The following is a 25,751-nucleotide window of genomic DNA, read 5'->3' on the forward strand; positions in this document are numbered from 1 at the left end:
ATTCCGTAAACCGATGTAGTCACCCCTCCAGGACGGTAGCCCCATCAACCCAGCGAGCCAATAGACTGAAAGCCGCGAACTGCTCCAACGCGACTTGCTCCTCACCACCGTCGTGTGGAACATGCATCCCGGGATTGCGGATAGCCGCGTACAAGCCCTCTGCAAAGGCGCGGGCGCCCCGATGCAGGTTCTCAAACGTCCTACTGCCATCATTTTCCATAAGCCGAAGGCGCGGCACATTACGCTTCGGATCGTGGAGTGAAAACGCCTCGTTGAAAAGTGCTGTTTCAGATATGTCTAGGCGGTTCAGTTTCGCTTGGGTCTCTGCATTGACGCGGATGGCAGCCTGCATCACTCCTTGATGGTAGTGCCCATGATTCCAGTAACCCTTGCCATTTTCCCACGCCCACGGATGCAGATTGGCTGCGTCTAAGTCTGGTGTGTTCTCTCCGAGCTTTTCAGCGAGTTCAGACCGACGTTCAAGCGCTGTCTTGGCCCGAGCCGCTTGACTCCTCAGCCAGCTATACTCCTTGTCCTGGACCGGGAGTCCTTGTCTCCACCCGGGAAGCACTCGGTCAAGGATCACTTCAACGACATGGGCGCGTGCCGCAGCCTCAGTCGGCGATCCGCTCATAACGGTTCCAAGGTAGGCGATGCCCGGGCCCATGTCGGGGACTACCTTCGCTGTGACTTGCAGGAACGTGTCTATCTCATTGATCGCCCCACTCGGGGTCCAGCTCGGCCATGCCTCCATTATGACGTATGGGGCTGACACGGCCGGAGAGAACTGGTCTGATACCCCAACCAGAAACACCCCGCATTGTTGCAGGCGCGCTGTCGCGCGCCCACAATGGAAACCATGAGCGATCCCAACTTCACGATCCGCCAGATCACCTTCGACTGCCACGATCCCTCAAAGCTCGCCAAGTTTTGGTCCGCCGCAACCGGCTGCGAAATCGTCGCGGATTACGGCGATTTCGTGATGGTTGATTCGACCCCGGCGCTAGGGTTTCAGCGCGTCGAGGATCCCACGCCTGGCAAGAACCGCATGCATATCGACGTTGGCACGTCGGAGCGAGAAACCTTAGTAGAGCGTCTCAAAGGCTTGGGCGCTGCCGAACTAGACACCCACGAAGCACCGGGATTGGTGTGGACCATCATGCAGGACCCAGAGGGCAACGAGTTCTGTGTGGGCAGACCCAAGGCCTAGCTACACATTGAACCTAAATTCAACGACGTCGCCGTCCTGCATAATGTATTCCTTACCTTCAAGACGCACACGGCCCGCGGCCTTCGCGGCCTGCATCGAGCCCGCCGCGATCAGGTCGTCGAACGAAACAACCTCGGCACGGATGAACCCGCGCTGGAAATCCGTGTGAATCACGCCGGCCGCCTCAGGCGCGGTAGCACCCTGCTTGATCGTCCACGCACGCGTCTCCTTCGGGCCCGCCGTCAAATACGACTGCAAACCAAGCGCCTCATAGCCAGCCTTCGCAAGCTGCTCCAGACCAGACTCCTCGATGCCAGCGTCAGCGAGCATCTCTGCCGCATCGTCCTCATCAAGTTCCGCGAGCTCCGCCTCAAACTGAGCGTTCAAGAACACCGAAACCGCCGGCGCAACCGACTCCGCAAGCGAAGCCTTCAGTTCCTCATCGGCAAGCCCATCGTCATCCAGGTTGAACACGTAAATGAACGGCTTAGCGGTCAGCAACTGCAGTGGCTTCAGCTCGTCCAGATCCACCTCATCGCGGGCAGAGAACAGCGTGCGGCCATCAGAGAGGATCTTCTCAGCCTGCTCTACAGCCTCAACATAAGCCTTACTGACCTTCTTGTTCGTCAGCTCCTTCTGCAGCCGCGGCAACGCCTTCTCCACAGACTGCAGGTCCGCCAGGGCAAGCTCAGTGGTGATGACGTCAATGTCCGATGCCGGATCAACTTCCCCAGCGACGTGGACAACATCGGAATCCTGGAAGCCGCGGGTCACCTGGCAGATCGCGTCCGCCTCACGAATGTTCGCGAGGAACTGGTTACCGAGCCCCTCGCCCTCAGACGCGCCCTTCACAATGCCCGCGATATCAACGAAAGACACGGTTGCCGGCAGGATCTTCTCCGAACCGAAAATCTCTGCGAGCTGCGGCAAACGCGAATCCGGAAGGGGCACCACACCCACGTTCGGTTCGATCGTCGCGAACGGATAGTTCGCCGCCAAAACATCAGCACGGGTCAAAGCGTTAAACATAGTGGACTTGCCCACATTCGGGAGCCCAACGATTCCAATAGTAAGAGCCACGCCCACCATTCTACGTGGCGCCGGACAGATAGACGCCGGACGCGTACCGGCGGGTGCGGGCTGCGTTGCGGCGGACAAGCTCCGGCGGTTGCACCTCGGCGAGCGCAGGTTGCGTTCACGTTAAAACCCTGTGACCGGCGGGGATACTCGTGTTCCCTAACCATCACGGCCGATTCACTGAACTGTTGCGTTGGTTCTGTAGAGCTTGGAGTGTCCCTGACCTTGACACTCCACCCGAAAGTGAAGGACATGAAACCTTCGAGGTTCACCTCTCGCCGCAACAGCAACACCAACAAGGTCCTTGCTGCAGCGGTCTTAAGTTTCTCGCTCGCATCCGCACCCATCCTCGCGCCGGCCACCGCATCGGCCGCAAGCAACGCCGCACACTCGCTCCGGGCTGATCAGCCCGTCCAGCCAGACGCAGATACTGCGCCGCTCACCGTGACCGAACTCAATAGCGGCAACGACAACACCACGACGCGCGACTACCCTTTCGTTGAGCTGACCAACCCCGGCTCTAAGCCAGTCACGATCGGTAAAGACGGCCTCAGCCTCAGCTACATCACCGAAGACACCACAAAGACGGCCAACGATGTTGAGCTTGAGGTCGATGCGCCCGTCACCATCAAACCCAACGAGAAGGTTGTGCTGTGGCTGACCCCGCAACGCGAGAACGCCTCCGAAGCGGCTGGCGAGGCATCCGCTGAGGCGCGCGACGAAACCGAGACCTCCGGCAAGCCACAGGAAACGCAGGAAGACATCGCGGCTTTCAAGAAAGCGTGGAAGCTCAATGACTCGACCCGTGTTGAGATCGCGCACGGCCTGGAAAGCAAGGTAGAGAAGACGTTCGGCCTTCGCGTCTCCGACTCGCAAGGTAAAGAACTCACCCGAGCGTTCACCTCAACAGAAACCGCTCAACCGAGCGATGTTGCAGAACCCGGCGAGACCGCAGAGCCGAGCCAGCCAGCAGAGCCGAACGAATCGGCAGCACCAACGGATGCTGAAACCCCAGCTGAGACCACGGAACCAACCGAGTCTGCGTCCGAGCAACCATCCGAGTCCTCTTCCGATAGCCCGTCTGAGATGCCGTCGGATTCGGAGTCGCCATCGGAATCCCCTTCAGAGTCGGCGGGCCCTTCAGAATCGGAGTCCCCGTCTGACTCGGCATCACCATCCGAATCTGCTGACCCGAGCAAGGAACCTGCCCCAGCCGCAGGTAACCTCGGCAAGCTGCTGATCACAGAGCTTGTCCCGGATTCGACCAACGTTGGTGGCTCGGACGGATACGAGTTCATCGAGATCTACAACCCAACCAACACCGCGATCAACCTGCGCGACTACCAGCTCCACTACCTCTACATCCTCAACGACCTCACCATCACTAACTCCGCTGAATGGCCGATGGAACCGCACGATGCGGTGGTTGAGCCGGGCAAGACCGTGGTCGTGTGGATCAAAAACGGGCCTAACGACAACCTGAGCGCGGAAGACTTCGCGAAACATTACGGGGTCAATCTCGAAGACTTCACCCTGGTTGAGAACAAGTCCGCCGGCATGGCCAACGGAAGCCCCCGCGGTATGGAACTGCGCACCCGCACGGGTGAGAAAGTCCACCGCGTCAACTACAACGTGACAGGCGAGAAAGACCCAGCCAAAGACATCGGGATCCACTACGCCGCCAACCCTGATGATCCGGGTAACGCGAACATCCTCGAAAAGAGCGCAGCAACCCCGGGCTCCATCAAGCCAGAACAAGCTCCCGGCAGCGTCATCGACATCCCGGAAGATGCTGAAGCCCCGGTCATCAAAGACCAGAGCCCTAAGTCACTGGACCCCAACAAGAACGGTGAACTGAAGTTCAAGATCACCGACAACGTCCAGGTACGCCGAGTAGAGCTCACCCTCTCCTCCAACGCCGATCCCGAACCGCAGGTCCACAACGTCACCAACAACGGCGACGGAAGCTATACGTTCACCATCCCGAAAGCAGACCTGCTCGGTAAGCGCTACTTCGAATACACCGTCACCGCAAGCGACGGAACCAACGAAACCACCACCGAAAAGGTGCGTATCCCGCTCGATGGCGTCAACACGGATCCGTTGCGGCTCAACGTCAAAGATGGTGAGTTCGTGCGCGGGACCGTCCCCCTCTCGGTGGCATCAGACACCCCGGGCGAAAAACTCGGGGTCTGCGTCAACGACAAGCCACTCACCGATACCCACGCTTCACTCGAAAAAGCACCGACCTTCGCGTTCGAAACCTCCCAAACTGACACCTTCTTCCGCAACGGCGTGCTCATTAACGGCGACGTCCTCCACATCTTCGACGAAGGCACCTACGCCGAATGGGCCACCGTCTCAACCGATGTGCCACTCAACTACGTGACCGCCGGAAAACCACTCCAGGTCGACATCGCCGCCGGCACGAAAGCCGCACCAGGCCCAGACCCAAACGAAAACAACGACGACTTCGTGGTCCGCAACGTCCGGCTCGTCCTCCCCGACGGCCGCACCCTCCGCGCACCAGGTTGGGAAGACCCCACCCAAATCATCCAGATGGGTGACTCCACCGGCAAAGTCGAAGTCCTCGAAGCGCCCTTCACCATCCCAGAAGACGCCTACAACGCCCAGGCCGCCCAATGGGACTCCACCACCGTGGCCGACGGCGAACACACCGTGTGCGGAACCAGCCCCGACGGCGCCCGCACCGAACGAACCATCAAAGTCGACAACACCGCCCCCGCCATCACCACATCCGTAAAGGACGGAGAAGAGAAACGCGGCGGCTTCACCATCGACTTCGACGCAACCGATAAAGGCTCGGGACTCGACACGATCGAAGCCACCCTCAACGGCGAGAAAATCGACAACGGAACCAAACTCTCCAGCGTGACCATGCCAGCCGGCACCCACACCCTGGAAATCACTGCCAAAGACAAGATCGGCAACGTCTCCAAACGGACCCTGACCTTCACCACCCCCGTTGAACAACCCAACGGAACCATCTCCAACCAAGCCGGCGCCATCCTCAACGTCTGCACCCCAGGCTCACTGACAGCCCGCGTATCTGACCCGAGCGGTGACCCACTCACCGTGTCCTTCCGCGAAGGCCACACCTCAAGCCTCGAAAGCGAGACCCTCACAGCCGTGAGCGGAACCGTCAACAACGCCAACCAAACCGAACGGAACGGCGACACGCTCACGGCCGGGGGCACCACCACATCGGACACTGAGCTTCCATTCCACGCGTTCACCACCGCGGTACCGGAAGACGCCGGCGAGGACGCCCTCGTACGTCTCGCTTGGGAAGGCACAACCGACCCCGGCGCCCGCATCCGCCTGCTCGTGTGGAACACGGCAACCAACGCCTACCAAGAAGTCGATGTGGCACTCACCGACAAGAAAACCGGCGAAGCCACACTCGAGACGATGGTGCCGCTAGGTGAACACGCCGTAGATGGCGAAATCCGCGCCGTAGTCCAACACTCCGAAGGCTGGGCCGGACCTAACCTCTCCGGACGCGACAGCGCCGTAGAGCCATACCACCCAGACGACACCCCACGCAGCGAATACGACTTCACCTTCGCGTGGGAAACCGACACCCAGTACTACAACGAATCCTTCTACGACCACCAGATCGCCATCCACAACTATCTGCTGGAACGCCGCGAACCACTCAACCTGCAGTACCTCTTCCACACCGGCGACATCGTCGATAAAGCCGAGCAACAGTTCCAGTGGGACAACGCCAACAAGGCCTACAAGATGCTCGATGACGCCGGCCTCCCCTACGGCGTGCTCGCCGGTAACCACGACGTCGGGCACATGAGCAACGACTTCACCGAATACTCCAAGAACTTCGGTGCCCACCGCTTTGCACACAACCCGTGGTACGGCGGCTCATACCAGAACAACCGCGGCCACTACGACCTCATCACCGCAGGCGGCCACGACTTCATCATGCTCTACATGGGTTGGGCCCCAGGCGATGAAGAGATCGCGTGGATGAACGAAGTGCTCAAGGCATACCCTGAACGCACCGCGATCATCAACCTCCACGAATACATGCTCACCACCGGCGGGCTCGGCCCGATCCCGCAAAGGATCTACGACGAGGTGATCACCCCGAACCCGAACGTCCGCGCCGTGATGAGCGGCCACTACCACGACGCCTACACGCGAGTGGACCGCTTCGATGACAACGGCGACGGCGAAGCCGAACGCACCGTAACCCAGATGCTGTTCGACTACCAGGCACTACCCGAAGGCGGCCAAGGCTTCCTACGGCTCATGCACTTCGACAACAAGGGCCAGCACGTGAAAGTCCGCACCTTCTCGCCATCGCTGAAGCAATACAACGCCGAAGACGCGACGCTGGAGCCAGAACACCAAGAGTTCACGCTCAGCTACGACGCCTTAGGCCTCGAAGCGAGAACCAAGTCCCTCACCACAGCCAAGGCACGCGTGGACGTGCTCACCGCGAAGGAACTCGGGTCGGTAGAAAACGTCGAATCCGACACCGAAGCCAAGGTTTCCGTTGAAAACCTCAGCGACGGCGACCACACCATCTACGTTCTAACAACCGACCCATACGGCGCCAAGCACTACTCCGCGCTGCAACGCGTCACCATCCAAGGCGGCGACTGCGACATCGAGAAACCAGACAACCCAGGCACCGACGTCGAACCCGAAAAGCCGGGCAAGCCGGGCGAACCGGGGAAGCCAGGCGAACCGGGGAAGCCAGGTAAGCCTGGCGGGCCAGGCGGTCCGGGTAAGGCACCGGATGGTGACTCCGCGGGCGTCGGGGCTACGGGTAACGGGGCTACGGGTGCCGGCGAGGCCAGCCCTCGACAGCACCAACCGAACCGCCCCGCTGTGGCTCTCGCGGCAACCGGCGCTGATGTCACAGCCCTCGGCCTGGCAGCCGTAGCCCTCACGATGGGCGGCGCAGCCATGGCATGGATGTTGCGGCGACGCACACGCTGACCTAGCCACACAAGCTAGGCACAACCAGCCGGCTCCAGCTAGTAGCTAAGGCTGGCTACATAACCGATGCGGTGGTTCCCTCTAAATGGAGGGAACCACCGCTGCATTGCAGGAAAGCTCATGCCACGTTTCCGCAAAAACCTGTGCCGCGTTTCAAACTGTCAGGGGGTCTTGAGAAGCTAGAGGCATGGAGGCTATTTCAATTCTTTTGGCGGTTCTCGCGCTCATTATCGGACTTGTTCTTGGCGCGTTCGCCGCACTTCGTTGGGGCCCGGGTTCCGCGGAGCGAGGCGAGATCGAGCGGTTACGCTCCACCGTGGATCAGTTGCGCTCCGGGCTCGAACAAGCACATGAAGCCGAATCCCGTGCCCGCGCAGAGGCCGCGGGAGCACTCGGGCGAGCCGACGTTCTAGAACGCACCCAAGCTGAGTACGAAGCGCAGAAGGCCGAGCAGGAGAACACCGAGAACCAGATCCTGCGCACGCTGGCACCCATGACGACCAAGCTCCACGAGCTCGGGATCACCGTCAACAGCATGGAAAAGCAACGCAACCGGCACGACGCAACCCTCCAAGAACAGCTACGCCACCTGATAGAGCACGATCAGAAACTGCTCACCACAACCACAGCGCTCGCCGGGGCGCTCAAGGACACCTCCAAACGCGGCTCGTGGGGCGAGATTCAGCTGCGCCGCATCGTCGAACTAGCCGGGATGACTCGCCACGTCGACTTCACGGAACAAGCCTCCGTCCGCTCCCGCGACGAAACACCAGGCGGCAGGCCAGACATGGTGGTGCACCTGCCAGGCAACGGCAACATCGCCGTGGACGCTAAAGCTCCATTCCCAGACGCCGAAACCTTCAGTGACCAACGCGAATACGAGCTCACCACGGCCAAAGTGCTCGAAGACCGCATCAAAGAGCTCAGCAAACGCTCCTACCAGACCGTGCTCGAGGGTAGCCCAGATGTCGTCGTGTGCTTCGTGCCCGCCGAATCGATGCTGTCGCGTGCCCTCGATGCCCGGCCGCAACTACTCGACACCGCGTTCGCGAACAACGTTGTGCTCGCATCCCCCAACACGTTGCTTGCGATCCTCAAAGGGCTCGCCGTGTCATGGCGTCAACACCAACTCACCGACAACGCCAACGCCCTCTACAAGGAAGCGAAAACACTGCACGAACGCATCGGGATCGTCCTCGGGCATTTCAACGAACACGGCAAAGCCCTCAACCACAGCGTTGAAAGCTACAACCGGATCCTCAGCTCCATGAACGTACGGCTACTACCGAGCCTGCGGCGCATCCAAGAACTCGACCCAGCCATCGGGCCAACCAACGCCGAAAACAACCTCGCCGCCCTCGACGCCAGTGCCAACCCGACCCCGCACATCGCCGACTAGAGCAAGACAGCTAGCCCAGCACGTGACCGGCTAGAGCGCCTGGCCCCGCATAACAATGTCTAGCCCTTGTGGTGCAAAGGCTATGTGGTTGGGCGTGCGCCGCGGCCACCTAGCACGCGGGAATCGTCGCCGTCCTCACGCAACTTCACGCGAAGCTCCTTCGGCAGCGAGAACAAGATGTCCTCCTCCGCCGTCACAACCGGCTCAACAACGCCATAACCGTACTCAGCCAGAAGATCAAGAACCTCCTGAACCAAGACATCAGGAACAGAAGCACCCGAAGAAACGCCTACCGTGGCAACGCCCTCAAACCAGGACTCATCCACTTCACGCGCAAAATCCACCAACTCCGCACGCTTAGCGCCATACTGCAACGCGACCTCAACCAGCCGGACCGAGTTCGACGAGTTCGTCGACCCAACCACAATCACCAAATCAGCGCGCGGCGCCAACTCCTTAATGGCAGACTGCCGGTTCGTGGTCGCATAACAAATATCGTCCGATGGCGGGTCCTGAAGATTAGGGAAACGCTCACGCAGAATCTCCACGATCTCCATCGTCTCGTCAACCGACAACGTTGTCTGAGACAGCCACCGCACCGAATCAGGGTTCTTCACCTGAACCGTACGGGCCTCCTCAACGTCGTTCACGATCGTGGTCACCTCAGGCGCCTCACCGTAGGTGCCCTCAACCTCTTCGTGTCCATCATGACCAATCAAGAGAATCTCTTGACCAGCCTTCGCGAAACGCACCGCCTCACGGTGAACCTTCGTCACCAAAGGGCACGTCGCATCAATCGTGCGCAAATTCCTCTGTGCCGCTTCCTCGTGCACAGCAGGGGAAACACCATGCGCAGAGAAAATCACCATCGCGCCCTCAGGCACCTCGTCGGTCTCCTCCACGAAGATCGCGCCGCGTTCCTCCAACGTCTCAACAACGTGGCGGTTATGCACGATCTGCTTACGCACATAGATCGGCGGGCCAAAATGTTCCAAAGCCTTCTCAACCGTGATCACCGCACGGTCAACACCCGCGCAATAACCACGCGGATCAGCCAAAAGCACACGCTTAGGCCCACTCACCTCAGCCGCAGCCTCAACCTCTTCACGAGAACGACGCACACGCGGAACCGGAGGTAACCCCAAAGAAACAGCAGCACTCGACATACTTCAGTATTCTACCGACCGCCGCCGAGCACGGCCCACCGCCAAACCAATCAGCCCCAACACAAGCAGCCCACCGCCGGCCGCCGTCACGGGCAAACCAATCGAAGACGCAACGTCCCTAATACCCAGAATGAACGGACGCGCCAACGGCTCCGAAACCACGCGAGCAGAGGTATCCAACATGCCCGTCAGCCCCAAAACCACTGCACCGAACGCCAACGCTACAACCCCGGCCGCCACGAACGGTACCGCTCGGCGCCTCGCAATCAGCAACGCAAGAATGAACGATGCGGCAGAAACCACCGCGTATACTTCCCAATGCGCGGACTGCTGCACCTGCATCGTCAACATCGGGATCCCGACCGCTGAAATCGGGATCTGCTCCGTAATACTGAACCGCATGCGCCACTGATCCCCGAACACAGCGCCAGACTTAGGGATCACCGAACGCAGACCCGGGACCTGTTCCGTCGACTGATCCAGCGCCTGCTCAACCTTGCGATTCACTTGCTTCGCAAACGGATCCAGAATCAACGGAATATCACCAGCGGAAGCATGCCCCGAACGCACCTGATCAACATAGGCTGCACGGGACTCATCCAGGCTTTGCAGCCACGCACTGTGTGCCTCCGGAGTATCCAAAACCGTATTGACAACCTTGCCCAACGGTTCTTCAAGCAGCCGTTCCAGCTCAGAGTTTTGCACGTTAATGTTCTGGAACAGTGTCTCGTTCGCGTTCTTCGTCAACCGTTCACGCACCTGCGGATCATCAATCACCGGCCCGTACAACTGCTTGATCTCGTCCGGATGCCCTAAGAACCCATCGACCCGGAAACCGGCCCACGCGAAAGCACCGCACACGGCAGCTACCGCCGCAAGGAAGACAGCCAAAACATTACGCACAGTTCAACATCCCATCTCAGGGTTCTACGGTGTGGATAAACAAGATCCTATCCACATGCTTAGCCGAACCCCCTCATAATCAGGTCTAATGGTGTGTATGCACCAACGGGAAGGAAACACACGGGCATGACCGAAACACCCGATGCGCCTCAACCATCCGGTGATCCTCAAGCACCTGGTGGGCCTCAAGCACCCGACGCGGCGCTGCAGCTTCCACATACCGAAGCCGTGCCCACCCCCGACCCGCAGCGCACCTTGGCACCCACCGCCGCGGAAACCACTGACGAAAATCCGTGGCCGCTCAGCTACTTTGCGCACAACCTTAAAACCCACATCGAACGTGTCTCCAATACGTGGGTCGAAGGCCAACTGATCGAGGTCAACCACAGGCGCGGTTCTGTCTTCGCGACCATGCGTGACCTCGAAGAGGAAGCGTCCCTATCGCTTGCGATCTGGGGTGACGTCGCACGTTCGCTGGAAACCCGGCCCGACGTTGGGCAGCGTGTCGTGGCACGCATCAAGCCGAACTTCTGGCTCAAGACCGGCCGCCTATCGATGCGGGTCACCGACATGAAGCCCGTGGGCGAAGGCGAGCTCTTGCTCCGGCTTGAAAAGCTCCGTCGCTCACTCGCCGCAGAGGGCCTGTTCGATCCCGACCGTAAGAAACCGATCCCGTTCCTTCCGCAACGCATCGGTCTGATCACAGGCGCACACTCCGATGCGGAGAAGGACGTGCTACGCAACGCTGAGCTGCGTTGGCCGGCCGTCGCGTTCGAGGTCCGGCACGTCGCGGTCCAAGGCACCCGCAACGTGCCCGAAGTGCTCGCAGCGCTTGAAGACCTCGATGCAGACCCGCAGGTGGACGTCATCGTGATCGCGCGCGGCGGCGGCTCACTCGAAGACCTCCTCGGTTTCAGCGATGAACGCATCATCCGAGCCGTCGCTTCCGCCCAGACCCCCGTGGTTTCCGCGATCGGGCACGAGAACGACCGCCCCATCCTCGATGACGTCGCAGACCTGCGCGCATCAACCCCCACGGATGCCGCCAAACGCATCATCCCGGACGTCGCGGTAGAGAAAGCGACCATCCTTGAAGGGCTCACGCGCATCAACGCGGCGATGAACACAATGCTGGCCCGTGCCCGCACCGACCTCGAGGACCGCCGTTCCCGCCCCGTGCTCAAACAGCCTGAACGGATGGTCGAGGAACGCCGTACCGAGCTGAGTCAGTGGGAGGGCCGCCTCGAAGTCTCGATGCGCACCGCACTCACCCATTCGCGTCAAGAAGTAACGCACTTACTCGACCGGGTCCGTTCGCTCTCCCCGCAGAAGACACTCGAGCGCGGCTACTCAGTGCTCCAAGACAGCACCACCGGGCGTGTCATCATGCACACCGAGCAAGCTCCCGAAGGTAGCGAACTCACCGCAAGGCTCAGCGATGGGACACTTCTGCTCACTTCCGCAGGCGCACGGATCGCTTCTGCCGATACACAGGACTAACCCAAACCAACTACAACCGATGTGAGGTCACCACATGACGGAAAACCCAACCGAACGCCCAGACGTCTCCACGTTGTCCTATGAACAGGCACGAGCCGAGCTCATCAACGTCGTGCAGCGGCTTGAAGCCGGCGGCGCAACGCTTGAGGAATCCCTCGAACTGTGGGAACGCGGCGAACAGCTCGCCCAACGCTGCCAAGCATGGCTCGACGGCGCGCAAGCGAAACTCGATGCCGCTAAAGCCCGCCGGGAGGAACAGGAAGAAACAGCGGCGCCGGCTGCCCCATCCGAAGATGGAACAACCGGCGCCTAAAGCCTGTACTTAGAAACGTATGCCGCGCTCGCGTAGGCCTTCGAGGTATTCCTCGATCCGGTCTAGAGCCTCGTTGAGCAGGTTCACGCCCGGCAAGAACACGAGCCGGAAGTGGTCCGGGTTCGGCCAATTGAAACCGGTGCCCTGCGTGACCAGGATGCGTTGCTGCCGCAACAGGTCCAGCGCGAACTGTTCGTCATCCTTGATCGGGTAGACCTCCGGGTCAAGACGAGGGAACAGATACAGCGAACCGCTGGCCTGCTGAACGGAGACACCCGGGATCGCTTTCAAACGGTGATAAGCCACATCGCGCTGATCCAAGAGGCGGCCACCGGGCAGAATCAGGTCATTGATCGACTGGTAACCGCCCAACGCGGTCTGGATCGCGTGCTGCGCTGGAACGTTGGCGCACAAACGCATGTTCGCGAGCAGGTCGAGGCCCTCGATGTAGTCGGAGGCGGTGTGTTTAGGGCCAGAAATAGCCATCCAACCGGACCGGTAGCCACACACGCGGTAGGCCTTCGAAAGCCCAGAGAATGACAACGTCACGACGTCATCAGACAGCGACGCCATGTTATGCATCTGGGCGCCGTCATAGGTGATCTTCTCGTAGATCTCGTCCGCGAAAACCACGAGTCCATGCTTGCGGGCAAGCTCCAAAATACCCTCAAGGGTGTGCTTTGGATAGACAGCACCGGTCGGGTTGTTCGGGTTGATCACCACGATGCCCTTGGTGCGTGGGGTGATCTTGTTCGCCATGTCCTCGAGGTCCGGCAGCCACCCTTCATCCTCGACGCACATGTAGTGGATGGGCTTACCACCCGCCAGCGAGGTCGCGGCGGTCCACAACGGATAGTCAGGGGCCGGGATCAGGACCTCGTCACCCTGATTCAGCAACGCGTTGAGGCTCACCTGGATCAGTTCAGAGACACCGTTGCCGAGGTAGATGTCATCCACTCCGATGCTCTGGATACCTTTGGTCTGGTAGTACTGGCTCACAGCGGTGCGGGCCGACAAAATGCCCTTAGAATCCGAGTAGCCTTGCGCGTGCGGAAGGTTGCGGATCATGTCAACCAACACCGCATCGGGCGCTTCAAAACCGAACGGCGCGGGGTTGCCGATGTTCAGTTTCAGGACCCGGTTGCCCTGCTCTTCGATGCGTTGCGCTTCCTTAAGCACAGGCCCGCGAATGTCGTAGAGAACATTGTTGAGCTTGGCTGACTGTTTGATTTCCGACATTCTTCCATCCAATCATGAAGAAAAAGACGCCGATCACGAACGTGATCGACGCCTCTCAAAGATTACCCCGATATGTCACACACCGGAATAACCCACGCGTGCGTGCTCTGCTTTATGCCCTGCGGCGACTCATGATGCCGTCCAAGTCCAGCGCTTCCTGGAGACGTTCACGCTCAGCACGTTCACGCTCAGACTTACGGATCGAGGTAACCTCTTCAGGCTTCTTCTCTTCCTCCGCCTGGAACGGTTCGGCCTTCTCGCGGTGAGCCTCAGGCTTAGACGCGTAGCCAGGGGCCGGAACCTTGTGCGGAACCCAGCCTTTACCGGCCTTAGTCGCTTCAGCCACGCGCTGTGCTTCCTCCGAGCCTTCTTCGGTCTCGGCGTCGGCTTCTGCCTCGGTATCGGCATCAGCGTCTAGTTCATCCTCAGCGGCGGCAGCAGCTTCTGCCGCCGCCTTTTCAGCCTCAGCTTTACGCAACGCCTCAGTGTCAGCGACGAAATCGAACGGAACTTCCGAGGCGGATACTTTCGGCGCCGGTTCCTCAACTACGTCCTGTTCCGCGCTTTTCTCGGCATCTGAACCAGTAGCAGACTGCCCCTGAGCGTCACTACCCTGTTCAGTCTTGTTGCCATGTTCAGTGTTGCTGTGTTGCTCAGGCGCGGCTGTTCCGCGCTGGGCTGACGTGTTCTCTGTGCCTGCGGCGGATGCGGAGCTTTCTACGTCCGTTTTGGACGCATCGGACGTATTCTGCTCGGTGGATTGTTTCTTATCTTCCGAAGACTCAGCCTTGATCGCGGCATCCGAGTTCTGCGCAGGTTTACCCTGCTCGTGCTGCGCGGCAACCTGTTTCGCTGCGCGCTTCCACGCTTCTTGACGGCGCTCCTGAACAGCCCACGTACGTAACGTGATCAACGTTCCGAAAGCGATCAGGAAGCAGACGAGCGGCCACCACCAGCTCATCGGCGTCAGTGCGGCGAGCCCCACGAAAACTGGCGCGCCCACCAAAGCTAGGGCACCAATCAGTGCTGCGCTAAATCGTCCCCAACGGATCTTGAGGCGTCCTTGCGAGCGCTGTGCATCTGCGGTCATGCGCCCTCCTCGGTAGATTGAAGATAGGTCGAAAAGCTTTTCTCAAATAACGCTAACGACATAGAACACAAGAACACGGGAGTTCTCCCGGTGTGTTGTTACTAAACTACAGCAATGTAAGTGCAATTCCGCAAGTTTGGCGACAAACTATTGTCCCAAGATGTTCCCGGAGCTTTCCTGTGAAAAAACACAGCAAAAGGGTGATGCGATCACTGATCCGCTCTGCGCGTCGCCTACGCGGCGGCGAAGCTAGGCGGTCAGCAGCCTCCGGTTTTGCGGCCCATGCCCCAGACGTGTTGCGGCTTGCTCGGTGCGTAACGCCGGGCGGAACAGCGCCAGTGGTCCTCGCCTACATTGCAGCTGATACCGAACCAGATGTCTCCCTCGCCATGCGCGAGTTATACGATGCAGGCGCTTGTGTTGCGGTTCCTCGCAGCCTGCCAGGCGCTCGCATGAGCTGGGTGCGTTGGGCGCCGGACCTCCCCATCACGACGGGAACGGTCGCACCTGTGCCGGAACCTGCCGGCGGGAAGGAACTGACACTCCCCCGGCATCCAATGCTGGTCATATTGCCCGCCTTAGCCGTTGATGCCGCAGGCGTACGGCTGGGGCAGGGCGGAGGATTCTATGACCGTTTCGTTGAAACCCTCCCACAAGGCTCAGTCTTGATCGCTGCTGTGTTCGAGGACGAGCTGTATCCGGCTGGCGATGTACCCGCCGAGCCGTGGGACGCGGTGGCCAACTACGCCTGGACCCCGGAAGGCCTTCACCAGCTGGGCCGCTGACCCATTGCGGCGAACCCAGCCGAATTCACGCTCCCGGTACCCAACCGTTTCCCGTACCGGTTCCTGTGTTTCTACTGTTCCAGTATTCACACCACATGCACCCCGGGGCTTCATCCACATTTTCGGCGCCACACCTACCCTGGCTAGCGGTGGCGGCCAGGCTGGTGTGCATGAAGCTGATTTCAAACCATCGGTCACCGCAGTCTGGCTCGCGAACCCACACCCCACGCACCTCTGCGGGGCGCCTAGCTAAGCCCCGCCGCACGCCGGCGGAGTGGTGGCATTCGCATCGGCGGCTCGTGGCCGCGGCGAGCGCTTTCGGCTTTGTTGGGCTTGGATTGAGCATTGTGTCGGATCACGCGCCGCAGCGGGTCAGTGTTGTTGCGCCGGCTCATGATGTTGCGGCAGGGAAAGCGCTGACTTCCGGGGATCTAACAACCGTGGAACTGCTGGGTTCTGCACCGGAGGGGGCGTTGACGCAAGCGTCTGTGATTGAGGGGCAGTCGCTTACGGTGGATTGGCCTGCTGGGGTGCCGTTGCACGAGGCGGCGATTGCTGGCTCTGAGATGTTGCGTGAGGTCTCCCCTGGGCATGCTGCTGTGGGTGTCTCGCTGTCGCACACGGTCTCCGCGGGCTTCTTGAGGCGTGGGGATCAAGTTGATGTTGTGTTGACGCGTGCAGATGAAGTGGGCGATGTGCACACCGAGGTGATCGCAGCACGCGCCAAGGTCTTGTGGGCGGGTTCACCGGATACCGCTGCCGATTGGCTCCCTTTGGGTAAACAGGACTCCGAGGGAGCGATTGTGGTGCTGGAGGTCAAAGAAGATCAAGCCCCGGTGGTTTCGGCGGCGCATCAGCGCGGAAGTGTCACGTTGGTCATTCGCCGTCCAGGAGGGAAGGGCGACTGACGTGAACGGAGTGATATACGGGTGCATCGAGGGTGCCAAGCGCGCCCGGGTCAGGCACGCCGAGTCTAGGTTCGCTTCTGACTCCAGTGCGGAGGCATCTCCGCTAACAACGCCGCGTCCCCAGGTTGAGGGTCTTCGTCCTGGCTACGTTGCGAAGGCGCCACGACGTGAGAAACTCCCTTACGTTGCGCGGGATCAGCGGGTAGGTCAGCATCCCAGGACCCCACAAGGTCGGCCGGTTTCCCACCCAACCGTGTGGGCGGGACTACCGCGACTCTACGGCGCCGAGCTGTCACGATTCCTGCCCGTCCGAGCCCGGCTCGTCCGATTCCTGCCAAGGAATGTGAACCTCAGGAACCTCAACTCCAGGCACGTCAACACCGAGTTGCGAGGCGATGTCGCGAGCCACCGCATCGGGGTCTTTGAACACGTCGATGGTCCACAGCTGGACCGGCTTCCACCCACGGTTCTCAAGCGCTTCGGGGACAATACGTGTGCGGCTACGCACCGACTGTTGCGCATACTCCGGGGAGGAATCCACGCTGATCGCAAGCGGCGCAGTCTTGAGCCACACCGGCCCATACACCGCCATGTCCACGCCGAAACCAGGGTGCTGGATCACGATGAGGTCATAGGCCTGGAGCCGTTGAGACAAGTCCGCCATCAACGCACCCACATGCCACTGCTGCCCCTGGACCTCATCGGCAGAATGCTGTTCCCAGCTTGCCGCGAGCGTTGGCGTTTCGGTCTGGGTAGCGGTCTTGAAGGCAGGCCGCAACAGTTGGTATGTGCGCGGCTCTTCAACCGAGCGCATCAAGCGAGTCAACAGCTCCATCCCGGAACGCGCCGGGGTCTTGTCTTCGAGCGGGCCGCTGTGGGCCACAACCATGCGCTCTTCAAGCTCCTCAAGCGGCAGAGCACACACCAGATACAGTCGCGAACGTGCAGCCGAAACGCTCGTCATCACATACCGCAAACCGTTACGGCTATTCAGCTCACCAAAATGCTGAGGCTGGCGCCCCTGCGGGCTGTTAGCGAAACCCAACGAGAAAATCACGCTATCGCGCCGCAAACCATCAACACGGTCAGCCGAGGTCACAATAAACGGCTCATACCGCCGCTGGAAAGCGGGCATCGCGTTCGGATGATGCGGAAGCGCATTGCTGATCCCACGAGCCAACTGCTGGGCATGCTCGGCGGTACCGGCGATCACGGCAAGGGAACGGTGAGGATGCTGAGTGAGTTGCTCAAACACCAGCCGAACAACCTTCTCTACCTCAGTCGGGGTCGAGGTCACGGTGCCGCGGCCCGCTGGGGCGTGCGGATGTTCAATCCGGATCAGCTCAACACTGGACTCGGCGGTAGCCGGAGTTGGATAAGCCTTCATTCCTTGCTCGTATTGAGCGCTCAACGTCTCGATGAAACGCTCATCCAGAACACGATTATTGCGTCTCAAACTACGGCGCAACGTCACCCGGTTCAAAGCCTCGAACGCGCTCAACGGGGTGTCTTCTCCCCTGCCTGCGTTGAGAGGCTTATCAACTTCGACGTTCAACCGCAGCGGCACACCCGTGTTCGGATCACCGATCGCCAAAACCTGATCAACGCGGCTGATGGTCGTCAACGAAGACTCAAGCGCCAGCGACTCCGCATCAAGCAAGATCGCGGCATCGAAACGCGACCAGCGCGGCAAAACGGTCGGCAAATACAGCGGAGCCCCCACCCAGACAGGGGTCGCCGAACCCACAACCGCCGGAGCGAGTGCCGCAAGTTGCTGCGGGGTCGGATCCCCCACCTTCAGCAACGCACGCATATCGCGGGCACCGACCCGGTGATCAGCGATCGCAGCCTTCCACCGGTACGCGAGTGCCGCAGCCACCCGATCCGCACCCTGAACAATATGGAGAGCATCCGCGCGCTCGAACTCCTCGCGGATCTTCTCCAGCTCCTCGGAGCTCTGCAACGCCAGATAGTCGTCTCCGGAAATCATCGCTTCCAGGACCGACTGCCACCACGCAAGCTCAACTTCTTGCTCCAGAGCATCAAACTTCACATGGCGTTGCGCGAAATCATCCAGGAGCTCACCCAGCCCCTTCTCGCGCAACGTCTCCATCAACAGTGTCCGCTCCGGCAAGGTTTCCAGGTCAGACTTCTTCTCTTGCAGCAACGCCAATCGCTGCTGCAACGCATCCGTGGGAAGGGAATCCAGCCGAGCCTCGTGATCAGGCAGCACCGACTGCAACTGGTTCAAGCTACTCAACACGTTGCGGAACGTCTGAAGAACCCGCTCAAGCCCCGCCGGGATCGAAGGGTACCGGTTGTCAGTGGCAAGGCTCTCCCACTCAACCCGTTGCTCACGCACCTGTGTCAGCGCCGTATGCAAGTCATCGATGTGCACGCCAGGGCGCACGTATTCCTTAGCGACGCGACGCAGACGAGAACGGGTCATCGCAGACATCTCAACGCCGCGTTCACGGCGCCACTGCGAAGGCGCTGTTGCAGCGATCAAGTCATCGACCGGTTTATCGAAAATATCCGGTTCGAACAGGTCCAAACTACGCCGCACCGCAACCAAAAGACGCAACGTATCGCCCCACTGAGCGAAAGACTCAACAGGCTTGATCCGCGTCGAAGCCGCGGTGTTCTCAAGAGTCTCACACAAGTCCGGGACCGAATCCGCAAGCTCATTGACCAAAGCAACCGCCGCCTCGGCCTCCCCACGGTTACGCAGCCGCGAGCCATACCAGGGGCTATCCAGCGACTCTTGAGAGAAGCCACCCAGCTCGGCCACACGCTGCAACTGCTCGACCACCGGCGCCCTGTCCGGCATCGCGTCCAAAACCGAGCGCTTCAAACGCACGGTGGTTGCCGGCGCGTTCTCACCGGAAGACAAACGCGCAAGCTCCTGCATCGCGTCCAACGGGGAGGCGCCCCACCGCGAACGCACCGAATGCAACGAACGGATATGCTCCACCAGATCGCCCCGGTAAGCGCGAGCCACGGAATCGTTCGCCGAAGAATCAGCTCCGTGCGTGCGTTCGTTACGCAAGATCGCGTCCGTGAGCCGTTCACGCAGCACTTCCGGATCGGCGTTACGGTCAAGCTTCACCAGCGTCGTGTCAAGGCTCACGCGGGCGAACCTCTCCGTGACCTGCTGGATCGTGGACTCCCGCTCAGCAACGATCAGAACTCGTTTACCGTCAGCCGCCAAACGTGCCGCAGCGTTGACAGCCAAGTTGATGCGTTCCGAACCCGGAGGCGCACTCACCGTGACCGACTTACCCTTAGACACCGCGTCCAAGACCGCGTAGGCGTCGTCATCCACGTCGGTAACCAGAAGCTCATCAGCTGGGTCCCGATCATCAGCGCCCGGGGTCAGGACATCATCCACGAGGCTCTGCGCCAGCTGGGGAGCAATCCCCTCGTGCTGGTCAGAAACAACCTCGTGATACCCGGTATCAGCCTCCTGAATGTCAGCGACCTTCGTTGCCAAATCGTACGAGGCGCCCGCGTCCTCATCGACAGGGGCGAACTCATCAAGCAGAGCCGCGATGATCGGGTGGTTCACCGAAACAACAGATGGGTCCACCGGATCGCTAGCGGTCGCGATCGTCGAAACGCACACGCGGTCTTCAATCACGATGTTCGTGTTGGCTTTCGCCGCGATGTCACGCAACAGGTTTACCGGCCCTGTTGGGTTGAAACGCGCGGTCCTGTACCCGGCGTTCAACACATCATCAGGATGGATATCAAGTCCGTAGGACGTATTCAGAAACCGCAGAAGAGTTTCATTGGGCACCGCACGGCCCATCAGCTGCAATTCTTCATCGTCAACACCGTCACGGCGCTGCAACGAAACACGGCCCAGCATCAGCGGCGAGGAGTAATACTCTGTGCGGCCCGAACGCAGCGTACGCCACGTGACCAAACCAGCCGCAACATAACCCACGTCAACGCCTCGGGACTCAGAAATTTCACGCACACGCGTAGCTATAGCCCGCACCGTGGAACGCGCTTGCTTGTACTGGACCGGGTCACGCAAAAGCGTGGACAAGCGGGTGCGGCGACCCGTGAGAAACTGCGCCAAACCAGAGCGGTGGGCATGCGTCAGCTCAACCGCGTTCTTCTCCGTGGGAACAAAACGCAACAGCGAATCCGTACCAGCCGAACCACTCAACGACTGAACCCAGTCACGAAAACGAGTCTCGGGGGTCTGCTGTACGCTCACCTGATTACTCACTCCATCCTCCATGGCACGTCAATACTCCACGGTAGTTCACGCGAGCCAGCAGAACGCGCAACGCCGCGGCAAACACATGCATCTACAACACATGTGGTTGCCGCGGCGAAACGCTCACAACCCCAACAAGCGGGCCCACAACCCGCCCGGTGGGGGCTTCTCAGGCGAGGATTACTCCCATTCGATAGTTCCCGGTGGCTTCGAAGTCACGTCGACCACCACGCGGTTGACCCCATCGACCTCGTTCGTGATGCGGTTAGAGATCTTCGCGATCAGCTCATACGGCAGGCGCGCCCAGTCCGCTGTCATCGCGTCCTCACTCGTGACAGGACGCAACACAATCGGGTGGCCGTACGTGCGGCTATCCCCCTGGACACCCACCGAACGAACATCCGCGAGCAGCACGACCGGCATCTGCCACACTTCACGATCCAGGCCGGCGTTCGTCATCTCCTCACGGACAATCGCATCGGCCTCCCGCAACAGATCCAGACGCTGCTTATCCACCGCACCAATGATGCGGATACCAAGACCTGGACCGGGGAACGGTTGACGGTGAACAATCTCATCCGGCAAACCAAGCTCAGTACCTACCGCACGGACCTCATCCTTGAACAGTTCACGCAGCGGCTCAACCAGCTCAAATTCAAGGTCTTCCGGCAAACCGCCCACGTTGTGGTGGCTCTTGATGTTGGCAGCACCTTCGCCGCCACCGGATTCAACAACGTCCGGGTACAGCGTGCCCTGGACCAAGAACGCGACGTCCTCACCCTCAGACTCAGCGATAATCTCCGCCTGGGCACGCTCAAACGTGCGGATGAACTGCTCACCGATGATCTTGCGTTTGGTCTCCGGGTCAGCAACACCCTTGAGTTTGTCCAAGAACACCTCGGAAGCGTCAACAACCTTCAGCACGGCCCCACCGTGAGCCTTACCGAACGCCTGCTCGATCGCTTCCGATTCACCAGCACGCATCAAACCGTGGTCAACATACACGCACGTGAGCTGATCCCCCACAGCGCGCTGAACCAAAGCCGCAGCAACCGCGGAATCAACGCCACCGGACAAACCACAGATAGCGCGCTTGGTGCCGATCTGTTCGCGGATCCGGGCAACCTGATCCTCGACCACAGACTGCGCAGTCCAGTCCGGGCTCAAGCCAGCCGATTCGTACAAGAAGTTCTTCAAAAGCTGCTGACCGTGCGTGGAATGCTGGACCTCTGGATGCCACTGGACACCGTAAAGTTTGCGGTCCTCGTCAGCGAAAGCAGCCACCGGTGTGCGCTCCGTGGACGCCAGAACTGCGAACCCCTCAGGCGCCTCGGTCACGGCGTCCCCGTGGCTCATCCACGCGATCTGCGCATCCGGCAAGCCATCAAAGAGCGTGCACGTCTCACCCTTCGAAGCAACGGCGGTCGAGCCATACTCGCGCTGGTTGGTGTGCGAAACCGTGCCGCCCAAAGCGTTCGCCATCGCCTGGAAGCCATAACAAATACCCAAGGTTGGCAAACCGGTCTCAAACAAGCCCTCAGGAACCTTCGGCGCGCCATCGGCATACACCGAAGACGGACCACCGGACAAGATCAGGGCAACAGGGTTCTTCGCCAGGATCTGCTCGGTCGAAAACGTGTGCGGAACAACTTCCGAATACACGTTAGCCTCACGTACACGCCGAGCAATCAGCTGCGCATACTGGGCCCCATAATCGATCACGAGCACCGGGCGCGGATGCGGGGGATTTACTGCAGAAGTCACGTTCAAAGCCTATCGCGTTTACAGTGCACGATGCGCACGTTCAGTACCGGCGCAGCTGTTGCGGATTCTTTTGAAGCTCCTCAACAACCTGCTGGTGAACCTTCTTCTCCATCACAAACGAAAGGAACGGAACCACCCCGCCCAACGCGATCAGGATCAACTGTTTCAAGTCCCACCGCATACGGGACCACAACATGAACGTCGCCAGCAAGTACACAACATAGAGCCAGCCGTGCACAATCAACACCGCAATCGAAACGTTGAACGCATCGACCACCATGCCAGGCTCAGCCAACGTGAACACGTTCGCCTCACCCGTGCGCAGCATCGTGCCGCCCGCATACGCGATCAAGTTGAACGCGTACTTCAGCACCATCTCAACAACCAACAGCAACAACATGACACCGGTCGCATACGCGGCGATACGGAAGAACACCGCCGCGCCACGGATCTGGGTCTCAGTCCCGCCGAACCCCTGCCTACGTTGCGGCATCGGGTCATCCTCTGGAATAGGAACATCCTCCGGACGTGGAATGCCATTCTGCTCAGTCATCTCTACCCGTTCTCTCTACTTTCCGGCCCAGCAACACCCGGCGCTGAATCATCGCCTGTCCCGGCCTCCGGCTGGGTTTCGGTTGCGAGCCGCTGCCGCGCTTCAGCCTGAGCCTGTGCAACGCGGGCATCCTGCCGCTTCTGCCAGGCAGCCATCTCGGCCTCAAACTTCAATTCGTTCTGATAATCATCGCGAACCAGGCGCCACCACACAAACAGTGAGAACAGAGCGAACACAACCCACTCAACGCCATAGAACACGTTGAGCCAGTTCAAACGGTTCTCCCGCAAATACCCCGGCGCAACATACACGTGTTTCAGCTCATCTACCCCGGCCTTGACATCGTCCGGGCTCTGTTCAAACACCACCACGAAACCGGCATAAGCATCCCGGTTCCACATGTTCGACAAACGGGCCGCCGAGACGTCCTTCAAGACCGGCAGACCATGCATATCTGCCGAGCGGCCGGAAGCGATCGGCGCTTCAGATGGCAATAAACGGCCCGTAATGGTCACCTCGGTTGCGTCCGTGGCAGGCGGCACCTCCGTCTCGCCAGGTTGCCACCCCCTCACAACCGGCATCACATCAGAGACACCGTCGACCTCGAAAGCCTGAACAACCCAGAACCCCTGCTCGCCCTCAAAGAGCCGGTCCCGAACATAAGCCTGCGTGCCTTCGATGTAGCGGCCCTTCATCGTCACGATTTGATCAGCGTCCGCGTGAGTCATGTCCTTGCCCGGCTCAAAATGGCTCTCAAGCGGGACCGCTGTCTCTGACTTCTCTTGCGTGGTCGGCGCGTAGTCCATGGCCCGTTCAAACTGCCATTTACTGAGCCAAACGAACCCGGTTGACACCACCAAACACGCAAGCAGCAGTGCCAGCCATTTAGGTTGAAGCGCAGTCTTGAACACGCCCCTTATCTTATCGAGCACCCCGTACGAGGCTTTAAACGCGCGCCCGCGCCCGTGTCTGCGCCACACCCCACAGCCGCCGAGAAACAAAGAACCATTGTTAGAATCCAGCCGTGCCCATCCCTATCCGCAGACGCCACATCGCGCACATGCTGATCCTCACGTTCAGCTCAGGAATCATCGACGCGATCGGGTTCCTCGCACTAGGGCGCGTCTTCCCCGGCAACATGACCGGCAACGTCGCGATCCTCGGCGTTACGCTCTCGGGAGCGTCCGAACTCTCCGCGCTACGGCCTGCACTGGCCTTCGGGTTCTTCCTCTTCGGCGCCGCTATCGCCGGCGCGCACTAGCCGTAGCCGACCGCGAGAAAGCCCACCAGCGAAATGTACTGACCAGTAGCTGTACTGACTGGCAGCTGTACTGACCAGTAGCTGTACGGACTGGCAACTTTACGGACTAAGAACTGTATGGGGCCAGCACCATGTCGACGTGCTGGAAGTGTTTGAGGTCCACGTAACCGGTCGTGGCCATCGAGGAGCGCAGCATTCCGGCGAGGTTCGAGGTTCCGTCCGTGTGATGCGATGGCCCGTAGACAACCTGTTCGAGCGGGCCAACCGTGCCAACAAACACGCGGTCTCCGCGCGGCAGACGTTCGTGGGCGGCCTCCATGCCCCAGTGCCAGCCGTGACCGGGCGCTTCCTCGGCACGAGCCAGGGCGGTACCCAACATCACGGCATCAGCACCACAGCCCAAAGCCTTGACGATGTCACCCGAGGTCGAGACGCCGCCATCAGCGATGACGTGCACGTAGCGGCCACCGGATTCATCCAGGTACGCGGTGCGTGCCGCAGCCACATCGGCGATTGCGGTCGCCATCGGTACGTGGATGCCCATCGCACGGCGGGTTGTGCCGGTAGCGCCGCCACCGAAACCAACCAGAACACCCGCCGCCCCGGTGCGCATCAAGTGCAACGCCGGGGTGTAGCCGGCAGCCCCACCCACGATCACCGGAACGTCGAGCTCGTAAATGAACTGCTTGAGGTTCAACGGTTCACGGCCCTCAGACACGTGCTCTGCCGAAACCGTGGTCCCGCGGATCACGAACAGATCCACGCCAGCTTCAAGCACCGTGCGGTAGTGCTCCTGGGTGCGCATCGGCGTCAAAGAACCAGCAACCACTACCCCGGCTTCACGGATCTCCGCTAGGCGCTCATGGATCAGCTCAGGACGGATCGGGGCCGCCAACAGTTCCTGCAGGCGGCGAGTCACCTTCGGGTTGGAGCCGCGTTGCTGAGCCGATTCAAGCGAGGCGATCTCCTCGAGCACCGCTTCAGGGTTCTCGTGGCGGGTCCAGATACCTTCCAGGTTCAGAACCCCTAGGCCGCCCAGCTTGCCCAAAGCGATCGCCGTCTTAGGTGACATCGCCGAATCCATCGGCGCCCCCATGAACGGCACATCGAACGTGAACGCGTCAATCTGCCACCTGGTCGACACGTCCTCCGGGTCACGTGTACGACGATTCGGCACAATTGCCACATCATCGAGGGAATACGCGCGGCGGGCGCGACGATAACGGCCGATCTCAATCTCGCTAGTCACGATCCAAGGCTATCAACAGCCCAGCGGGAAAGCCCTTAAATAACGGTGGCGGCCCCAGCTCAGGGGCCACCACCGGTAACAGGGTTGAAAGCGTGCGGTAACAAGCCCTGTGGG

19 protein-coding genes are annotated in these 25,751 nt (G+C 60.3%); 8 read left to right on the forward strand and 11 right to left on the reverse strand.

Going from position 1 to position 25,751, the window contains the following annotated elements:
- Positions 1 to 19: 19 nt before the first annotated feature.
- The gene (locus tag MHJ63_RS06585; RefSeq protein WP_070507791.1) at positions 20 to 754 is read right to left on the reverse strand and encodes a TIGR02391 family protein; all 735 of its coding nucleotides are present in this window, start codon (positions 752 to 754) and stop codon (positions 20 to 22) included.
- Positions 755 to 859: 105 nt separating this feature from the next.
- Between MHJ63_RS06585 and MHJ63_RS06590 the strand changes: the two genes are divergently transcribed.
- Positions 860 to 1,210 carry a VOC family protein gene (locus MHJ63_RS06590; protein ID WP_035757359.1) on the forward strand — a complete coding sequence of 117 codons (351 nt, stop codon included), beginning with the start codon at positions 860 to 862 and terminating at the stop codon, positions 1,208 to 1,210.
- Here MHJ63_RS06590 and ychF read toward each other — a convergent pair whose 3' ends face one another.
- A complete protein-coding gene (gene ychF, locus MHJ63_RS06595; RefSeq protein ID WP_239446572.1) occupies positions 1,211 to 2,290 on the reverse strand; it encodes a redox-regulated ATPase YchF in 1,080 nt (359 codons plus the stop codon).
- A gap of 249 nt (positions 2,291 to 2,539) precedes the next feature.
- Between ychF and MHJ63_RS06605 the strand changes: the two genes are divergently transcribed.
- Both MHJ63_RS06605 and MHJ63_RS06610 read left to right on the forward strand, forming a co-directional pair.
- A complete protein-coding gene (locus MHJ63_RS06605; RefSeq protein WP_275436068.1) occupies positions 2,540 to 7,276 on the forward strand; it encodes a lamin tail domain-containing protein in 4,737 nt (1,578 codons plus the stop codon).
- A gap of 187 nt (positions 7,277 to 7,463) precedes the next feature.
- Positions 7,464 to 8,675 carry a DNA recombination protein RmuC gene (locus tag MHJ63_RS06610; protein ID WP_239446587.1) on the forward strand — a complete coding sequence of 404 codons (1,212 nt, stop codon included), beginning with the start codon at positions 7,464 to 7,466 and terminating at the stop codon, positions 8,673 to 8,675.
- An 80-nt stretch (positions 8,676 to 8,755) separates the two neighbouring features.
- Here MHJ63_RS06610 and MHJ63_RS06615 read toward each other — a convergent pair whose 3' ends face one another.
- Both MHJ63_RS06615 and MHJ63_RS06620 read right to left on the reverse strand, forming a co-directional pair.
- Positions 8,756 to 9,841, reverse strand: a complete 1,086-nt coding sequence (locus tag MHJ63_RS06615; protein ID WP_239446588.1) for a 4-hydroxy-3-methylbut-2-enyl diphosphate reductase — start codon at positions 9,839 to 9,841, stop codon at positions 8,756 to 8,758.
- A 3-nt stretch (positions 9,842 to 9,844) separates the two neighbouring features.
- Positions 9,845 to 10,744, reverse strand: a complete 900-nt coding sequence (locus tag MHJ63_RS06620; protein ID WP_239446590.1) for a hypothetical protein — start codon at positions 10,742 to 10,744, stop codon at positions 9,845 to 9,847.
- 126 nt (positions 10,745 to 10,870) lie between these two features.
- Here MHJ63_RS06620 and xseA point away from each other — a divergent pair, with 126 nt between their 5' ends.
- On the forward strand, positions 10,871 to 12,244 hold the full coding sequence (gene xseA, locus MHJ63_RS06625) for an exodeoxyribonuclease VII large subunit (RefSeq protein ID WP_083285525.1): 1,374 nt from the start codon (positions 10,871 to 10,873) through the stop codon (positions 12,242 to 12,244).
- A gap of 34 nt (positions 12,245 to 12,278) precedes the next feature.
- The gene (locus tag MHJ63_RS06630) at positions 12,279 to 12,557 is read left to right on the forward strand and encodes an exodeoxyribonuclease VII small subunit (RefSeq protein WP_035754326.1); all 279 of its coding nucleotides are present in this window, start codon (positions 12,279 to 12,281) and stop codon (positions 12,555 to 12,557) included.
- Between the two features lie 9 nt (positions 12,558 to 12,566).
- Here the strand turns inward: MHJ63_RS06630 and MHJ63_RS06635 are convergent, their stop codons facing one another.
- Together MHJ63_RS06635 and MHJ63_RS06640 are read right to left on the reverse strand one after the other, a co-directional pair.
- Positions 12,567 to 13,796, reverse strand: a complete 1,230-nt coding sequence (locus tag MHJ63_RS06635) for a pyridoxal phosphate-dependent aminotransferase (protein WP_239446592.1) — start codon at positions 13,794 to 13,796, stop codon at positions 12,567 to 12,569.
- Positions 13,797 to 13,908: 112 nt separating this feature from the next.
- Positions 13,909 to 14,886 carry a UbiA family prenyltransferase gene (locus MHJ63_RS06640; protein ID WP_239446594.1) on the reverse strand — a complete coding sequence of 326 codons (978 nt, stop codon included), beginning with the start codon at positions 14,884 to 14,886 and terminating at the stop codon, positions 13,909 to 13,911.
- 203 nt (positions 14,887 to 15,089) lie between these two features.
- Here MHJ63_RS06640 and MHJ63_RS06645 point away from each other — a divergent pair, with 203 nt between their 5' ends.
- Positions 15,090 to 15,671 (forward strand): 5-formyltetrahydrofolate cyclo-ligase, encoded by a 582-nt coding sequence (locus MHJ63_RS06645; RefSeq protein ID WP_239446603.1) that lies wholly within the window; start codon positions 15,090 to 15,092, stop codon positions 15,669 to 15,671.
- A 170-nt stretch (positions 15,672 to 15,841) separates the two neighbouring features.
- Positions 15,842 to 16,579, forward strand: coding sequence for a Flp pilus assembly protein CpaB (gene cpaB / locus MHJ63_RS06650; protein WP_239446604.1), 738 nt, complete (start codon positions 15,842 to 15,844; stop codon positions 16,577 to 16,579).
- 292 nt (positions 16,580 to 16,871) lie between these two features.
- Here the strand turns inward: cpaB and MHJ63_RS06655 are convergent, their stop codons facing one another.
- The 4 genes from MHJ63_RS06655 to MHJ63_RS06670 all read right to left on the reverse strand — a co-directional run bounded on the left by MHJ63_RS06655 (position 16,872) and on the right by MHJ63_RS06670 (position 24,038).
- Positions 16,872 to 20,819 (reverse strand): DUF4011 domain-containing protein, encoded by a 3,948-nt coding sequence (locus tag MHJ63_RS06655; protein WP_239446612.1) that lies wholly within the window; start codon positions 20,817 to 20,819, stop codon positions 16,872 to 16,874.
- Positions 20,820 to 20,990: 171 nt separating this feature from the next.
- The gene (gene guaA / locus MHJ63_RS06660) at positions 20,991 to 22,580 is read right to left on the reverse strand and encodes a glutamine-hydrolyzing GMP synthase (RefSeq protein ID WP_420876141.1); all 1,590 of its coding nucleotides are present in this window, start codon (positions 22,578 to 22,580) and stop codon (positions 20,991 to 20,993) included.
- Positions 22,581 to 22,614: 34 nt separating this feature from the next.
- Positions 22,615 to 23,127 (reverse strand): DUF3817 domain-containing protein, encoded by a 513-nt coding sequence (locus MHJ63_RS06665; protein WP_083285529.1) that lies wholly within the window; start codon positions 23,125 to 23,127, stop codon positions 22,615 to 22,617.
- A gap of 2 nt (positions 23,128 to 23,129) precedes the next feature.
- Positions 23,130 to 24,038 (reverse strand): SURF1 family protein, encoded by a 909-nt coding sequence (locus MHJ63_RS06670; protein WP_239446614.1) that lies wholly within the window; start codon positions 24,036 to 24,038, stop codon positions 23,130 to 23,132.
- Positions 24,039 to 24,151: 113 nt separating this feature from the next.
- On the opposite strand from MHJ63_RS06670, the gene MHJ63_RS06675 reads away from it, so the two are divergent.
- Entirely contained in the window at positions 24,152 to 24,388 is a 237-nt protein-coding gene (locus MHJ63_RS06675) for a DUF1275 family protein (RefSeq protein WP_035754336.1), read from the forward strand.
- 106 nt (positions 24,389 to 24,494) lie between these two features.
- Here the strand turns inward: MHJ63_RS06675 and MHJ63_RS06680 are convergent, their stop codons facing one another.
- The gene (locus MHJ63_RS06680) at positions 24,495 to 25,637 is read right to left on the reverse strand and encodes a GuaB3 family IMP dehydrogenase-related protein (RefSeq protein ID WP_070491053.1); all 1,143 of its coding nucleotides are present in this window, start codon (positions 25,635 to 25,637) and stop codon (positions 24,495 to 24,497) included.
- Positions 25,638 to 25,751: the final 114 nt, after the last annotated feature.

Origin of the sequence: Pseudoglutamicibacter albus (assembly GCF_022346425.1) — a bacterium.
Classification (GTDB): Bacteria; Actinomycetota; Actinomycetes; order Actinomycetales; family Micrococcaceae; genus Pseudoglutamicibacter; species Pseudoglutamicibacter albus.

Excerpts from the sequence above, each read along its gene's own strand:
- MHJ63_RS06585 (WP_070507791.1), bottom strand. The coding sequence starts at position 754 with ATGGAGGCATGGCCGAGCTGGACCCCGAGTGGGGCGATCAATGAGATA.
- MHJ63_RS06615 (WP_239446588.1), bottom strand. The coding sequence starts at position 9,841 with ATGTCGAGTGCTGCTGTTTCTTTGGGGTTACCTCCGGTTCCGCGTGTG.
- cpaB (WP_239446604.1), top strand. The coding sequence starts at position 15,842 with ATGAAGCTGATTTCAAACCATCGGTCACCGCAGTCTGGCTCGCGAACC.
- MHJ63_RS06610 (WP_239446587.1), top strand. The coding sequence starts at position 7,464 with ATGGAGGCTATTTCAATTCTTTTGGCGGTTCTCGCGCTCATTATCGGA.
- MHJ63_RS06645 (WP_239446603.1), top strand. The coding sequence starts at position 15,090 with ATGCGATCACTGATCCGCTCTGCGCGTCGCCTACGCGGCGGCGAAGCT.
- MHJ63_RS06590 (WP_035757359.1), top strand. The coding sequence starts at position 860 with ATGAGCGATCCCAACTTCACGATCCGCCAGATCACCTTCGACTGCCAC.
- MHJ63_RS06630 (WP_035754326.1), top strand. The coding sequence starts at position 12,279 with ATGACGGAAAACCCAACCGAACGCCCAGACGTCTCCACGTTGTCCTAT.
- MHJ63_RS06605 (WP_275436068.1), top strand. The coding sequence starts at position 2,540 with ATGAAACCTTCGAGGTTCACCTCTCGCCGCAACAGCAACACCAACAAG.
- xseA (WP_083285525.1), top strand. The coding sequence starts at position 10,871 with ATGACCGAAACACCCGATGCGCCTCAACCATCCGGTGATCCTCAAGCA.
- MHJ63_RS06640 (WP_239446594.1), bottom strand. The coding sequence starts at position 14,886 with ATGACCGCAGATGCACAGCGCTCGCAAGGACGCCTCAAGATCCGTTGG.
- MHJ63_RS06635 (WP_239446592.1), bottom strand. The coding sequence starts at position 13,796 with ATGTCGGAAATCAAACAGTCAGCCAAGCTCAACAATGTTCTCTACGAC.
- MHJ63_RS06665 (WP_083285529.1), bottom strand. The coding sequence starts at position 23,127 with ATGACTGAGCAGAATGGCATTCCACGTCCGGAGGATGTTCCTATTCCA.